This window comes from Paenibacillus tabacirhizosphaerae (assembly GCF_040812395.1).
Lineage (GTDB): Bacteria > Bacillota > Bacilli > Paenibacillales > NBRC-103111 > Paenibacillus_E.
This window is the reverse complement of the sequence record NZ_JBFNXH010000004.1, coordinates 406,139-420,330: the sequence shown is the minus strand read 5'-3', so window position 1 is coordinate 420,330 and position 14,192 is coordinate 406,139. Positions and strand designations below refer to the sequence as shown.

Here is a 14,192-nt window from a genome sequence, read left to right as displayed (position 1 = left end):
TTCCTTTGTGGCACAAAAGCCATAACGGCTCATTATGGGTGATTCGTCACCGTACGGAGGTTAGTGCACATGTCAACGGTTGTTGTTGTCGGTACGCAATGGGGAGATGAAGGAAAAGGGAAGATCACGGATTTCTTGGCTGAGTCCGCTGAGGTGGTTGCTCGTTACCAAGGTGGTAACAATGCAGGCCATACGATTATTATTAGCGGTAAGAAGTATAAGCTAACCATGATTCCTTCCGGTATTTTTTACAAAGATAAAGCGTGTGTAATTGGGAATGGCATGGTCATTAATCCAGCTGCACTTATTGAAGAAATTAAATACATTCATGATAATGGCTTTACGACAACGAACCTGAATATCAGTGATCGCGCGCATGTGATTATGCCGTATCATTTGGTGCTCGATGGTCTTGAGGAAGATCGCAAAGGCGATAGTAAAATTGGTACGACCCGCAAAGGGATTGGACCTTGTTATATGGACAAAGCCGCTCGTAACGGCATTCGGATTGCGGATCTTATGGACGCTGAGGAATTCGAAATCAAGCTTAGACGTATCGTAGCGGAGAAAAATGTGCTGATCGAGCAAGTGTACGGTTCGACAGGCTTAGATGTAGAGCCGATTTTGAAGGAATACCTCGCATATGCAGAGGTGCTGCGCCCTTATGTAACCGATACGTCAGTCGTTCTGAACGAATATATCGATGAAGGCCGCAGAGTGCTGTTCGAGGGCGCTCAAGGCGTTATGCTGGACATCGACCAAGGTACCTATCCGTATGTAACTTCTTCGAATCCGACAGCTGGTGGCGTATGTATCGGTTCCGGTGTAGGCCCAACGAAGATTCATAACATTATCGGTGTGGCAAAAGCCTACACAACTCGTGTTGGCGATGGCCCGTTCCCTACCGAGCTGGACAATGAAATCGGCGCATGGATTCGTGAAAAAGGCTTCGAATACGGAACGGTTACAGGCCGTCCACGCCGTGTAGGTTGGTTCGACAGTGTAGTAGTACGCCACGCAAGACGCGTGAGCGGCATCACTGGCTTGTCCCTGAACTCTATTGACGTTTTGACAGGACTTGAGACAGTGAAAATTTGCACAGGCTACATGTATCGCGGCGAATTAATTCACCACTACCCAGCAAGCTTGAAGGCAATCTCGGAGTGCGAGGCCGTTTATGAAGAGCTTCCAGGTTGGACCGAAGATGTGTCAGAAGCACGCTCTCTGAGCGATCTGCCGGAAAATGCAAGACATTACGTTGAGCGTGTGTCCCAATTGACAGGCATTCCGATTGCCATCTTCTCCGTAGGCCGTAACCGTGAGCAAACGAATCTGGTTCGCCCTATCTACTCTTAATACCAATAATCCTCTAGGCTGGTTGTCAGCTTAGAGGATTTCTTTTTTTGTAAAGGGATTTAATGGACATGAATTCGTCAATACTGGGAAGGAGGCAGTTGATTATGCGCCAGGAGTGATGCAAGCAATGAAACTGATGCAATGGTTAAGCAAAATTGTGATCGGAACCGTCCTTATTACATCGATATCCGTATTTACGACATGGTATGTAGTGAACATGTATGTTGAGGATATTTTTCGACAATTTCACATCCCTGCTATGGGTAATAAGGTTCAATTTACCGAATTTGCGGCAAGATTGGCGGAAGAGCTGAATATAGTTAAGCCAAGAGACGGGGGCAAACAAGCGGCAACCGCACAAAACCAGATATCGAGCCCAGCAGATCAGCCAGCGGTTAGTCCTAGTGCAAGTCCGAATGGGAACAAGATGAGCCCAGCAGATCCGCAAAGGGGTAACCCTCCTAGTACAGATGCTGCGGATTCAGATGCCAAAGCAGGCGCTAATGCCGATGCCAAGGATGACTCGGTTGCTGTGATGGGGCGAGCCCGTGCGGAGACAGACGTTCAGAAAAAAGACCTCGTTCTCTCTACTGAGGACTTCGCCAAGAGGAAAGAGGCACTATCCAGCGATGACAAGATGAAGATGTTCTCACTTGTCGTATCGAAGCTTCCGCAAAGCGAGGTCCAGCACTTATCCGTTTTATTTGAGGATGGCATCACGGCGAGTGAGCTAAAGGAGGTCGATCAAACGCTCAAAAAATATTTGAACGAACAAGAGTACAACCAGCTTATGGAGATTATTAAAAAATACTAGCAAATACTAGCAGTGCCTAGTCAAATTAAGACTGGAGCTGTCCGCCGAATTTCGTAATGGTATCCTCGGCTTCGCGGTATCGCGACTTTTGGACGCAAACTTCTAGGGAATAGGATGTGGCCGTGTATGGATCTCCCAGACTCTGAAGAAGCGAATCAGACTGATAATCAACGACTAACGGACCTATATTGTTAAATTTAATATCCAGCACGCCTTGACGTTTGAGCTGTTCGGCCGCTTGCTCCAGGTTGTCCACGTTATGAAAGGTAGCCGTTAGACTTTTTTCCATTGGAAAGTCCTCCTTCTAGTCATTCGTTTGAAATCGACATCGTAGGCGTTTAATTGTACATGTCGCTCTCAGGCATATGTCGCTAGCATTAGATTTCGCCACGGTTTTTACCGATTAGGTCAAAGTGTAGGATTTCTCTACAAAAAACCGGATTTTCGGCGTCGTCTTTTGGTGATTGATACGAATCTATCACAGCCTATCCGAGATAATGTTGAAATAGGCAAAGAAAGTGTGGTAAATTTAACAAAAGGAAGACATAGTTCTATGGTTATTATGTCTAATCAAGGTTTATTTATGTATCTGTGGATGCAAAACCGTTCAAAGGGAGAAGATCATGACAGGTTTCAGGGGTATGCGCTTTGTCATGGATCTCATCGAGAGATTCAAGGCTAAGCGAGAAAGCTTGACCGGAAATGAATCAGACAAGCAGCAGCAAGCAGGAACAACGACGACGCTGACGGTAATGAAACGACATAAATGGCCTCTCGTTCTAGGCGTAGGCGCAATTGCGCTGACAGGGGCAATCACTTTCGCAGGACATCAATATGTAGAAGCGGGCATGGTTAATGTATACCATGTTATGTTGAACGAACAAGAAATCGGTATTATTAGCGACAGCAAGATTATCGATGATTATAAGCAAAATAGACCGCATGAAGTGCAGCAAAATTTTCCGGACGTACACGTAGTTCTTGAAACAAATGGTGTTACCTACAGGGCTGAAAGGGCTTACAATGTAAAAGTGAATGACGCTTCGGTCATTGCTTCTTTAGATGCGCTTTTAGTGCCTCAGCCAACTGGCGTTGAGTTGAAAGTAGATGGCAAAGTGATTGCGATTGTGAAGGATGAACAAACAGCAGAACGCATTCTTGAACAGGTGCAGGCACCATTCGCACCCAAAGCCAAGGAATCCGCTAAGGTATCTGCGCTTTCGGCGAGTGTCGGCGTAGATATTTCAACAGCGCCATCTGAACTCGACAAAGTAGAATTTGTTCAGCAAGTAGATAAGGTCGAAGTTCCTGTTGATCCGAAGGATTTAGCGAATCCTGACGACGTCGTCAAAAAGCTGCAAACCGGTGATGTACAACCAGCCAAATATACGGTTGTCGAAGGGGATTGTGTCTCCTGCATCGCCAAAAAGCTGGGCATTTCCAAACAATTTATTTATGATAAGAATCCAGGTCTGCAAGATGATAAACTGAAGATCGGCAATCAGTTGGATGTTACGGTTCTACAGCCGACGCTGTCTGTGAAAACGACGGCACGGGTTGTCCAGAATCAGGAGATTCAATATGATACCGAATATGTCAAAGATGATTCGATGCGTGTTGGTGTTGTTCAACCGATATCCCCGGGCAAGAACGGGATGAAAAAGGTGACAATTCAAGTAACGAAGGTCAACGGCTTAATGACCGATGAGAGACTCATTGATGAGGATATCATCGATCAGCCAGTCACCGCCAAAGTAAAAAAAGGCACGAAGGTGATTAAAGGCGAGGGTACAGGCAAGTTCGCATGGCCGGTCGTTTCGCCAAGTATTTCAAGTACATTCGGCGTCCGTTGGGGCAAGCTGCACAAAGGCATCGATATTACTGGCAATAAGAGCATTATGGCAGCTGACAACGGCAAAGTCATCGAAACCGGTTATAAATCAGATTACGGCAATTATGTTATTATTAATCATTTGAACGGTTATGAGACTTTATACGGGCACATGAGCAAGATTACCACCTCCGAAGGCACGATCGTGGAGAAGGGCGATAAGATCGGCATTATGGGAAGTACGGGCGATTCGACTGGCGTGCATTTGCATTTCGAAGTGCACAAAAGCGGAGAACTCCAAAATCCTTTAAAATATTTGAATCGGTAGTTAAATCAAGAGGCGAGGGCAACCGGACATCACGGGGACCTTGTCTCTTTTTGCGTGAAGTTATGGTAAAATAGACAGAAGTATGTAAGATGATGGATGACTTTCTGACGTAGGCGGTGGTAGGTTTGTTTGGCAAAATACTCGTGGTGGATGACGAACAACCGATTGCAGATATTTTGAAATTTAATTTAGAAAAAGAGGGCTATCAAGTTATATGCGCTTATGATGGCGGGAGCGCCGTTGAGCTGGCATTTTCGGAGCTGCCTGATCTAATTTTGCTCGATCTCATGCTACCCGTGAAGGATGGGATGGATGTCTGTCGAGAGGTTCGATCGAAGCTGAATACTCCTATCATTATGCTGACGGCCAAAGATACAGAACTGGATAAAGTGCTTGGACTGGAAATGGGTGCCGACGACTATGTGACCAAGCCTTTTGGCACAAGAGAGCTGCTGGCCAGAGTGAAGGCGCACCTGCGCAGACAGACGAAAGCGCTGACGGCTCCGACGGATTCGGACGCCCCCCGGAATGGGATGCGGATTCATGGGCTTTTTATCGACAACGATATGTACTTGGTCTATAAAGACGGGACTCCGCTTGATTTGACGCACCGGGAATTTGAGCTGATTCAATACCTGGCCAAAAACTCAGGCAAAGTGATGACGCGTGAGCACCTGCTGCAGGCGGTATGGGGCTTTGAATATTTCGGTGATGTACGTACAGTAGATGTAACAATAAGGCGCCTGCGCGAGAAGCTGGAGACGGACCCGAGCCGTCCGGAGTACATTATGACCCGACGAGGTCTTGGATATATGATGAAGAGCCCGAAAGCCGGTGGCTTCTAAGCATGAAAGGCATCCGCTTCTTTCAATCCATCCAATCGAAGCTGATCATTATTTACGTTCTGCTGATTCTGATAGCGATGCAGCTGATAGGCGTTTATTTTTATAAGACGGTCGAAACGTATTTTAAGAACGATTTCCTGGCTTCGCGCAATAGTCAGGTGACGCTGCTTGCCGGCTTCGTAGGTTCCTATTTAACCGGCGATCAGGATAGCAAAAGTACGGAAGGCAAGAAATCATATTCCGATTTGAATGAATTCGTCAGTAATTTATTTTCAATTAATAATGCGGAAATACAGATTATCGATGTGAACGGGAATGTGATCAGCTCCTCAGTGCCAAGCTCTTTGAAGCAAAGGAACACGCAGCCTGAGGTGATAAGGGCACTGCAGGGGATTAAGGATAATCAGCGGATTTTTACGGATGAGGACGGTTACCGGAAGGTTGTCATTGCGAAGCCTGTCGGGAGTGGCGTCCGTGTCTTGGGTGCTGTCTATATTATCGCTTCGATGGAAGATGTATATAAAACGATCGCTACTATTAATCGCATTTTGATCTCTGGAACGCTGATTGCACTTGGTTTGACGGCAATTCTTGGCGTTATCTTGTCGAGTACGATTACCAACCCGATTAAAGAGATTACGCGGCAGGCGACGGCCGTGGCGGAAGGGAATTTCGACCAGCAGGTGCGTGTGCAGGGCACGGATGAAATCGGACAGCTCGGGCATACGTTTAATTTCATGATGAACCGGTTGAAGGAAGCGCTCTCGCTGAATGAAGAGGAGAAGGAGAAGCTCGCATCGATCCTGACGAATATGAATGACGGTGTTATCGCCACAGATGACAGAGGGCAAGTCATTGTCTTGAACCGAAGGGCGAAGCAAATCCTGCAAACGGAGGAAGAGGTTACGCTGGGGCGGGAAATATCCGAGGTGCTAGGCATCCCAATGGATACAATCCGCCAATTTATTGAAGGGCAAGTCAACACGACGCTGCTTGATATTGAGCTTCCTGATGAGGAGGAGCAACTATCGGTTCGAATCACCTTCACGTCGATTCACAGGCGGGGCGAAGGACAGACGGGGATTATTGCGGTGCTGCAGGATGTCACGGAGCAGGAGAAGCTGGAACAGGCGAGACGCGAGTTTGTGGCGAATGTGTCGCACGAGTTGCGCACCCCGCTAACGACGATCAAGAGCTATCTGGAGGCGCTGGATGACGGCGCGATCGAAGAGCCGCAGCTTGCATCGAGGTTCATCAGCGTTACGCGCAGCGAGACTGAGCGGATGATCCGTTTGGTTACGGATCTGCTGCATCTATCGCGGCTCGATTCGAAGCAATCTATGATGAGCAAGTCGTCGACGCGCGTCAGCGAAATGCTGGAGGAAGTCGCTGACCGCTTTTCTTTCCAGTTGCGTCAGCGGAAAATCCGCATCCACATTCATGTGGAGCCAGGTGTGGCCAGCTTGCTGCTGGATCGCGACAAAATCGACCAAGTACTCGATAATTTGGTGTCAAATGCGATCAAATACACGGGCGATGAGGGTGCGATTCACCTTAGTGCGAGGAAAATTGACAAGGACATGTTGGAGATTACGGTTCAGGATAACGGGATCGGGATTCCGAAGAAGGACTTATCCCGCATTTTTGACCGGTTTTATCGGGTAGATAAAGCACGTTCGAGAAATATGGGCGGGACCGGATTGGGCCTTTCTATTGCCCGGGAAATAGTGAAAGCGCATGGCGGAACGATCGCGCTGGATTCGGAGTTTGGGCAAGGAACTCGGGTTATTTTCACGCTGCCGATGGGTCAAGGGGAGGATGATGAGGCATGATAGAAAGCTTGAAATCAATCATTCTCGTTGTCTTAATTGGGTTTAGCTTGTATCAGAGCTTCTTGCTGGCTTCCTACAATCCACCTCAAATTGAGCCGATACAGCAGAGCAATTATGTGCAAACGGAAACGCTGGGCAAGCAGTCGGAACTGCAGGATATGCTGTTCCCGGATCAAATTATTGTGCATTTGGGTAATCAGCAGCATTCAGTGTTGTATCCAAGCAATTATTATTACACGCGGCTGCTGGACAATATTAAACAACGGAGTTTCGATGGATTTCGTAAAACAACGATGTACTTGGCGAATGTGAATTGGGAAGATGTTCGTACGAAAGAACAAGGCGTGGAAATCCGGTTTCATGAAGGTGTCCCCTTCAGCATTCTACAGCAAACGCTTCGTATCGAAGGGGAAATCCCTGTAGATAACGATAAAATTACACGGATTTGGATTTTTAGCAAAGGAAATAACGAAGATGTGCGGGCGTTCTTTTTTACAGACTCCCCGAGTATTGGGTATGAAGTGGTTCGGGCCGATTTTACGAGTAAAGACGTAGAGAATTTCGCTGCTTACGGCGACCTGACGAACTTGTACAAAACGATGAATAACGGGGATTATTATTTGCCTGTGAAACCGATTCGCGTGTCTAGTTACACGTTTAACTACAGTCAGCTGACAGCGGATCAGTTGAAGCAAAGCCTGTTTGTTGATCCGGGGATTACGCGCAACTTGAAAGAACGGGACGGCTCTGAAATTTATACAGACAGTAAACGCGGATTCCAAATCAATCGCGACCAGCGGTGGGTGACGTATTCCGATCCGGTGGCTCCGGTTGAAAGTAAGAGCGATGTACGACAAGATGTGCAAGCGGGCATCAAGTTTATCAACCAGCATATCGGTTGGGATGGGAAATATGTGGTGGCTCGAACACCGCAGAAGCAGCCCTACGACAACCATACGTTTACGTTCCGCCAGTATTATGAGTCCTTTCCCATTATTGCAAACCAGTTGGAGGGGTTTGGCTCATTGAAGCTGCAGGTTCAGAAGGGAATCGTAACGGGCTTCGAGCGGTCGATGGTGATACCGGACCTGAAGACAGGACAACGCCGGGATGCGGAGTTGATTTCCGGAGATGCGCTTGAAGAAAGGCTGCAGTATTATCAGCGACGGACGAGCATTCTTTCCATCTTTCCTGCGTATCGGCCACTAATATCGGATAAGACGGTGGTGCTCGTACCGACGTGGGCGCTTGAGCTGCGGGACGGTACGTATGATTTTATGGAATAAGATTGACTCATTGAGGCGAAGGCAGGTGAAGCCATGAACTGGGGCCGGGCTAAAACGATTTTGATTGTATCTTTTTTGTTGCTGAATATAATTCTCGGTTTCCAGCTGTGGTCCACCAATCGTTCCAATCAAACGGAAATCGCTGCCGATTCGTCAGGTACAGTGGAAGAGCTGAATCGCGTGCTGCGCAGCAAAAATATCCGGTTAACCGATGATTTGCCGACCGACCTTCCCAAAATGAAGGTTATTACCGTCAGGTTCGATGAGAGCTTCAAGCCGGGAGATAGGAAGTCGCTGAAAACGCCCATGAGCATGGCCAATATATTGGGGAAAGCGGCTAGCAAAGAGGTGCAGGCGCGTTCGGAAATCCCGCATTTCGACTTGTATCAATTCGATTCGGTCACGAGTAAAAATGGCGTATTCTTGTTTAACCAGCTTTATAGCAAGCTTCCTTTATTTGATGTGAATGTAGAGTTGAAAGAACAAAACGGAGAAATTACCAGTTACCGACAAACGTACGTTGAAGTAGAATCAGGAGTAGAACAGACGGAGCAAAAGCTTATTCCCGCGCAGTTGGCTGTTCGCAGCTTGGTGGAAAATTATTTGAATGAGGGTTCCATCATTACGGAAGTACGTCTAGGGTATCACGGTCAGCGCTATAATTCTCCCACACAGCCGATGTTTCCGCACTGGCGGGTGACGATTGATAATGGCGACATTTATTATTTACAGGCTTTTAACGGTGCTGTGGAGCCGCCGCAGAAAGGATCTGAGCTTATGCCGTTTACCGTGGAGGAATCGGATGGGAAGAAGGCAGAGAGCGGAGATAAAGACAAGGCGAATAAAGATAGTGATCAGAAATAGACGGACGAATAAACAGTGACCGACAAACAAGGCATGATATAGAGGAGTAAGAGGTATGGGATTAAGATTTACGGTGCTGTCGAGCGGCTCGACGGGCAATGCAACGGTGATCGATAACGGAGAAGTGAAGCTGCTTGTGGATGTAGGTTTCAGCGCGAAGAAAATGGAGCAGTTGATGAAAGAACGCGAAGTTGCTGCCAGTAGTATCGACGCGATTCTGGTTACGCACGAGCACTCGGATCACATTAAAGGGCTGGGAGCATTGGCACGCAAGCACAATCTGCCGATCTATGCCAATGAGAAGACGTGGGAAGAGTTGGACCGTCAAATCGGCGAGATTGCGGAAGGCAATAAACGCGTCATGGAGACTGGATCTGCCGAGGATTTCGGCACGTTGAAGGTGGAATCGTTCGGGATCTCCCATGATGCGGCGGAGCCGGTGGGGTACTGCTTTTATGATGGTGAGCAGAAATTGAGTGTGGTTACTGACCTTGGTTACATGAGTTCCAAAGTGAAAGAGAAAATTATCGATTCCGACGCCATGGTGCTGGAGACGAACCACGATGTGGAAATGCTGCGCATGGGACATTATCCATGGAGCATTAAGCGCCGTATCCTCGGGGACAAGGGGCATTTATCTAACGAAGCCGCAGGGGAAGCGCTCTGTGATGTGTTAACCAGCAAGACGAAGTCCGTCTATATGGCGCATCTCAGCCGTGATCATAATTTAATGGATTTGGCCAGGCTGACTGTGAATAACATAGTACAAGAGCGTGCCCCTGAGGCGAAACAGCTGCGGCTGATGGATACGTATTTTGATCGGCCTACGAAATGGGATGTGCTCCATTCGGAGTAAGCGCCGCGTCCAATTCTTTGGATTTCTGTTGGAGCTCTTGCGCGGAAATGATGCCTTTATCAATTAATACTTGAATGAGAGATGAGAGAACGAGAGATTGGTGATAGTGGCTCTCCTTGAGGTCAGCGAGCTTGCCGATCATATTGATTTCATCGAAATGGGAATGGATACGGTTCATTGTACATTCTCCTTTGGGTTCTTTGTTTAAAGTTTGTATTTACTCTAGTATTTCGGCAAGAGATTTGGTTTACTATTATTGTAGGCAAGAACGGAACGAAACATTCCTTTTTTGGAAAAAAGAATGGTGCACGTCAGGGCTGTTGATGGAGTAATGTCATCTACTTTATCGTCATCAGTCCTCGTCAGCGAGGGGGGATCCGGTATGAGTTTGTTTGATGATGATTTCTATTCGACCAAAAGGTCAAGGGAAAAGCAGCGTCTTTGGCGTCCTAAAGGATCGATCCCGTTTGGAAGCTTTGCCGATCGTAGACGAAACGTAGCACTTATCGCTGGATTCGGCGGTGCGCTGTTGATGCTTTTGTTCGTATGGCTGGTTGGCGGGTTCAGTAAAAGTGATTCTGCTGAAAGAGCGTTGGCCGTGCCTGCTTCAACGAAAGCGGAAGCGCATCCGATGAACAGTGATACAGTTATAACCGCAACGGAGAAAATCAAGCCCGCTGTCGTCAGCGTTATCTCCATGAAGAAAGATGAGAAGAGCGGTCAGGATACCGGTATTGGCATCGGATCTGGCGTCATCTTCGGGCGCAATGGCGACAAGGTTCGGATTGTCACGAACAGTCATGTTGTGGAGAGCGGCACACAGTTTGAAATTGTCAATTTCCAAGGTGAACATAGGAAAGCATCATTGGTCGGGCGTGATCGGATTACCGATTTGGCTGTTCTTGAAGCGGATGGAAAAGATGTGAAGGTCATCGCAGAATTCGGCGATTCCGAGCAGCTGCGTGCCGGTGAGACGGCGATTGCCGTGGGCAATCCGTTAGGGCTCGGGTTCTCGCCGACGGTGACGCAGGGAATTATTTCTTCGCCCAAGCGTACGATTCCGGTATCGCTTACTCGCGAAGGCGGCGATTACGACTGGGAAATGGACGTTATTCAAACCGACGCTGCCATCAACCAGGGCAACAGTGGAGGGCCTCTAGTTAATATTGAAGGTAAAGTCATCGGCATTAACTCCATGAAGATCGCAGACACGGGTGTGGAAGGGCTCGGTTTTGCCATTCCGATTAGTAGCGTGAAACCGATTCTTGATAGTTTGATCACTGATCATAAAGTGAAACGGCCGCTGATTGGGGTATCGACGCAAGAACTGCAAGCTTTTAGCGGAACGGATGTATTAAAGCTCCCTGCAGATGTGAAAACTGGAGTTATCGTCTTCGATGTATCCGGTCCTGCCAAAGATGCTGGCCTCAAGGCACAGGACGTGATTGTGCAGCTGGATGACCGCAAGATTGAGAGCACCATCGGACTCCGCAAATATTTATACAACGAGAAGCGGATCGGGGATAAAGTGAACGTAACCTACTACCGCGGCGGTAAAAAAATGAGTGTATCCGTTACACTTGCGGAAGCGAGCGATAAATAAAGAGTGGGAAACAACGCGGATGAGAGAGGTATTTGCATGCATGTAGTTTGTAAAGATCATGTGGAAATCGCGATCGATGAATTCGTTGATGAATATGAAGAGGCTCCGGACATTGTGGATTTACAGAAGACCCATTTCGCTAATTGGGAGCCGCCAACGCGGTGCGAGCATTGTCAGGAGTCGGCGCGATTTCTAGTTGTTTGAGGGAGGCTGAGGCCTCTTTTTTTTGTTATTGCTTGGGGAAGAGCGGAAAATATGAAGTGAGATCGAGAAACATTAAGGAATATTGAAAAAAATTAAGGGAAATCAAGGGAAATAAAGAGAAGGCGAAGGAATTCAAGGGAATTTGAGGGCAAATGCTTTGTAGAAAAGGGGATCGGTTGTGCATATACAGATACTTACCGTGGGGAAATTGAAAGAACGCTATCTTGTGGACGGGATCGCGGAGTACGTGAAGCGCCTTGGGCCTTATGCCAAGGTGCAGATGATTGAGGTGCCTGACGAGAAGGCACCGGAGAATATGAGCTCTGCTGAGGAGCAGCAGGTGCGTGATCGTGAGGGCGCGCGGTTGTTGGCGGCGCTGCGCCCGGATGTGTACGTCGTGGCGCTGGCCATCGACGGCGAGATGTGGACGAGCGAGCAGCTGGCGAGCTCGCTCGATAAGCTGGCCACCTACGGGCGAAGCCAGGTGGCCTTCATTATCGGCGGCTCGCTCGGACTGTCGAGCGAGCTGCTGCGCCGGGCGGATATGCGGCTGTCTTTTGGCCGCATGACGCTGCCGCACCAGCTGATGCGGCTGGTGCTGGTGGAGCAGATTTATCGCGCGATGCGGATAAATCGGGGGGAACCGTATCATAAGTAACGGCAACGGTTTTTGGTGAATGATGTTGAAATTAGGGTGGGATAAAAGAGAATAAGATCACCTATCTCTAATTAAAACTTTTGTGCAACAAATATTCCTGTTTGAGGGACTGAGTGGTAGTATAAAACAGAGAGCAGCAATTATCCAGTATGAGACAAATATACTAATTATTATTTGTTATGAGCTATATTTGAACTATAATTATGTTACTAGAATAAGTAAGGAGGGTTCTCATGGCCTACTCGGACTGGAAGGAAATTACGGTAAATGTTGCAGAGGTTTTACTAGACTACGACAACCCCAGGGTGTTTATACAGTCACCTACACAGGAAAATCTTTTGAATTTCTTAGCAAATGAAGAAAATGCAATAGAACTAGCTAAGCAAATTAAATCTAATAGGGGTTTACCCTTAGCTGAGAAGCCAGTTTTAACTATTGAAAACGGAAGGTATGTCGTTTTGGAGGGTAACAGAAGAATCTCTGCATGTAAATTACTACTAGAGCCTTCGTTACTTTCCAATAAAAATCTCGGTAAAATACTTCTAATTGATTTAGAGATGAAAAATTATTTAAAAAATCTTCCGGTAGTATTAGCCCCAGACCGAAATTCTGCTGAAGCTTTTATTACAATGAGGCACTCAGGGGATAAAAGTGTAAAAAAATGGTCTACAATAGCTTTTATTAAAAGATTTGTTAGTAGATTCAAAAAGGGTGAGACTATTAGTGACATGGCTAAAATACTTGATGAAACTCCGAGTACCATTAAAAATGGCATTAGGTTTTTTTCTTTTCTCGAATTCGTAAGGAATGAAATTGATTGGAGTGAAGATGAGAAACAAATGCTAGCTATATATAAATTAGAAACCACAAAATTAGATAGGTTTCTACCTTTTTCCAGGAAAGCGAAAAGTGTGTTAAAGATTGATTTTACTGAAGACCATGATGTTATAACTGATCTACCTATGGAGAAGTTTAAAGAAGCATTGAAAATAATAATTAGTCGTGTCTACCTGAAAAATGGTACAAAGGATGAAATTGATACTCGTACGAAAATGGAGAATGTTTTTAATGCTGAAATTATAGAAATTTGTAAAGTGCCTCAAATAGATAACAGTGGTAAACTAGAAGAGGAATCAGGTACAATCGAAAACAGCATAGGCGGAGAAGATACAGTTGGACCCGGTGCCTCTGTAGAAGGTTCCGGAGAAGATACAGTGGGACCCGGTGTCTCTGTAGAAGGTTCCGGAGAAGATACAGTTGGACCCGGTGTCTCTGTAGAAGGTTCCGGAGAAGATACAGTGGGACCCAGTGTCTCTGTAGAAGGTTCCGGAGAAGATACAGTGGGACCCAGTGTCTCTGTAGAAGGTTCTGGAGAAGATACAGTGGGACCCGGTGTCTCTGTAGAAGGTTCCGGAGAAGATACAGTTGGACCCGGTGTCTCTGTAGAAGGTTCCGGAGAAGATACAGTGGGACCCAGTGTCTCTGTAGAAGGTTCCGGAGAAGATACAGTGGGACCCAGTGTCTCTGTAGAAGGTTCCGGAGAAGATACAGTGGGACCCAGTGTCTCTGTAGAAGGTTCCGGAGAAGATACAGTGGGACCCAGTGTCTCTGTAGAAGGTTCCGGAGAAGATACAGTGGGACCCAGTGTCTCTGTAGAAGGTTCTGGAGAAGATACAGTGGGACCCGGTGTCTCTGTAGAAGGTTCCGGAGAAGAT

The 14,192-nt window shown here is 47.1% G+C and carries 13 protein-coding genes and 1 pseudogene; 12 read left to right on the top strand and 2 right to left on the bottom strand.

What is annotated here, in order from left to right; all coding sequences use genetic code 11:
- Positions 1–69 precede the first annotated feature (69 nt).
- Both ABRS97_RS10460 and ABRS97_RS10455 read left to right on the top strand, forming a co-directional pair.
- Entirely contained in the window at positions 70–1,356 is a 1,287-nt protein-coding gene (locus ABRS97_RS10460; RefSeq protein WP_367813533.1) for an adenylosuccinate synthase, read from the top strand.
- A gap of 127 nt (positions 1,357–1,483) precedes the next feature.
- Entirely contained in the window at positions 1,484–2,170 is a 687-nt protein-coding gene (locus tag ABRS97_RS10455) for a hypothetical protein (protein ID WP_367813531.1), read from the top strand.
- A 25-nt stretch (positions 2,171–2,195) separates the two neighbouring features.
- On the opposite strand, the gene ABRS97_RS10450 is transcribed toward ABRS97_RS10455, so the two are convergent.
- Entirely contained in the window at positions 2,196–2,459 is a 264-nt protein-coding gene (locus ABRS97_RS10450) for a hypothetical protein (RefSeq protein ID WP_367813530.1), read from the bottom strand.
- Between the two features lie 334 nt (positions 2,460–2,793).
- On the opposite strand from ABRS97_RS10450, the gene ABRS97_RS10445 reads away from it, so the two are divergent.
- The 6 genes from ABRS97_RS10445 (at position 2,794) to ABRS97_RS10420 (ending at position 10,012) form a co-directional block, all read left to right on the top strand.
- Positions 2,794–4,329, top strand: coding sequence for a peptidoglycan DD-metalloendopeptidase family protein (locus ABRS97_RS10445; protein WP_367813529.1), 1,536 nt, complete (start codon positions 2,794–2,796; stop codon positions 4,327–4,329).
- Positions 4,330–4,454: 125 nt separating this feature from the next.
- Positions 4,455–5,174 (top strand): response regulator YycF, encoded by a 720-nt coding sequence (gene yycF / locus ABRS97_RS10440; protein WP_367813527.1) that lies wholly within the window; start codon positions 4,455–4,457, stop codon positions 5,172–5,174.
- 2 nt (positions 5,175–5,176) lie between these two features.
- On the top strand, positions 5,177–7,006 hold the full coding sequence (gene walK, locus ABRS97_RS10435; protein WP_367813525.1) for a cell wall metabolism sensor histidine kinase WalK: 1,830 nt from the start codon (positions 5,177–5,179) through the stop codon (positions 7,004–7,006).
- Positions 7,003–8,292, top strand: coding sequence for a YycH family regulatory protein (locus ABRS97_RS10430; RefSeq protein WP_367813523.1), 1,290 nt, complete (start codon positions 7,003–7,005; stop codon positions 8,290–8,292). The genes walK and ABRS97_RS10430 overlap by 4 nt, the downstream gene beginning before the upstream one ends.
- A 33-nt stretch (positions 8,293–8,325) precedes the next feature.
- Positions 8,326–9,156, top strand: coding sequence for a two-component system regulatory protein YycI (gene yycI / locus ABRS97_RS10425; protein ID WP_367813521.1), 831 nt, complete (start codon positions 8,326–8,328; stop codon positions 9,154–9,156).
- Positions 9,157–9,211: 55 nt separating this feature from the next.
- Complete coding sequence (locus tag ABRS97_RS10420; protein WP_367813519.1) at positions 9,212–10,012, top strand: MBL fold metallo-hydrolase; 801 nt, start codon at positions 9,212–9,214, stop codon at positions 10,010–10,012.
- Here the strand turns inward: ABRS97_RS10420 and ABRS97_RS10415 are convergent.
- Positions 9,981–10,190 carry a hypothetical protein gene (locus tag ABRS97_RS10415; RefSeq protein WP_367813517.1) on the bottom strand — a complete coding sequence of 70 codons (210 nt, stop codon included), beginning with the start codon at positions 10,188–10,190 and terminating at the stop codon, positions 9,981–9,983. The genes ABRS97_RS10420 and ABRS97_RS10415 overlap by 32 nt on opposite strands.
- 204 nt (positions 10,191–10,394) lie before the next feature.
- On the opposite strand from ABRS97_RS10415, the gene ABRS97_RS10410 reads away from it, so the two are divergent.
- From ABRS97_RS10410 to ABRS97_RS10395, 4 genes and pseudogenes are all read left to right on the top strand, one after another.
- Positions 10,395–11,615, top strand: coding sequence for a S1C family serine protease (locus tag ABRS97_RS10410; protein WP_367813515.1), 1,221 nt, complete (start codon positions 10,395–10,397; stop codon positions 11,613–11,615).
- A gap of 36 nt (positions 11,616–11,651) precedes the next feature.
- Positions 11,652–11,819, top strand: coding sequence for a CxxH/CxxC protein (locus ABRS97_RS10405; protein WP_367813514.1), 168 nt, complete (start codon positions 11,652–11,654; stop codon positions 11,817–11,819).
- Between the two features lie 178 nt (positions 11,820–11,997).
- Complete coding sequence (gene rlmH / locus ABRS97_RS10400) at positions 11,998–12,477, top strand: 23S rRNA (pseudouridine(1915)-N(3))-methyltransferase RlmH (RefSeq protein ID WP_367813512.1); 480 nt, start codon at positions 11,998–12,000, stop codon at positions 12,475–12,477.
- Between the two features lie 233 nt (positions 12,478–12,710).
- A pseudogene (locus tag ABRS97_RS10395) lies at positions 12,711–14,192 on the top strand (hypothetical protein); the annotation flags it as partial.

Excerpts from the sequence above, each read along its gene's own strand:
- ABRS97_RS10460 (WP_367813533.1), top strand. The coding sequence starts at position 70 with ATGTCAACGGTTGTTGTTGTCGGTACGCAATGGGGAGATGAAGGAAAA.
- ABRS97_RS10455 (WP_367813531.1), top strand. The coding sequence starts at position 1,484 with ATGAAACTGATGCAATGGTTAAGCAAAATTGTGATCGGAACCGTCCTT.
- ABRS97_RS10450 (WP_367813530.1), bottom strand. The coding sequence starts at position 2,459 with ATGGAAAAAAGTCTAACGGCTACCTTTCATAACGTGGACAACCTGGAG.
- ABRS97_RS10445 (WP_367813529.1), top strand. The coding sequence starts at position 2,794 with ATGACAGGTTTCAGGGGTATGCGCTTTGTCATGGATCTCATCGAGAGA.
- walK (WP_367813525.1), top strand. The coding sequence starts at position 5,177 with ATGAAAGGCATCCGCTTCTTTCAATCCATCCAATCGAAGCTGATCATT.
- ABRS97_RS10430 (WP_367813523.1), top strand. The coding sequence starts at position 7,003 with ATGATAGAAAGCTTGAAATCAATCATTCTCGTTGTCTTAATTGGGTTT.
- yycI (WP_367813521.1), top strand. The coding sequence starts at position 8,326 with ATGAACTGGGGCCGGGCTAAAACGATTTTGATTGTATCTTTTTTGTTG.
- ABRS97_RS10420 (WP_367813519.1), top strand. The coding sequence starts at position 9,212 with ATGGGATTAAGATTTACGGTGCTGTCGAGCGGCTCGACGGGCAATGCA.
- ABRS97_RS10415 (WP_367813517.1), bottom strand. The coding sequence starts at position 10,190 with ATGAACCGTATCCATTCCCATTTCGATGAAATCAATATGATCGGCAAG.
- ABRS97_RS10410 (WP_367813515.1), top strand. The coding sequence starts at position 10,395 with ATGAGTTTGTTTGATGATGATTTCTATTCGACCAAAAGGTCAAGGGAA.
- ABRS97_RS10405 (WP_367813514.1), top strand. The coding sequence starts at position 11,652 with ATGCATGTAGTTTGTAAAGATCATGTGGAAATCGCGATCGATGAATTC.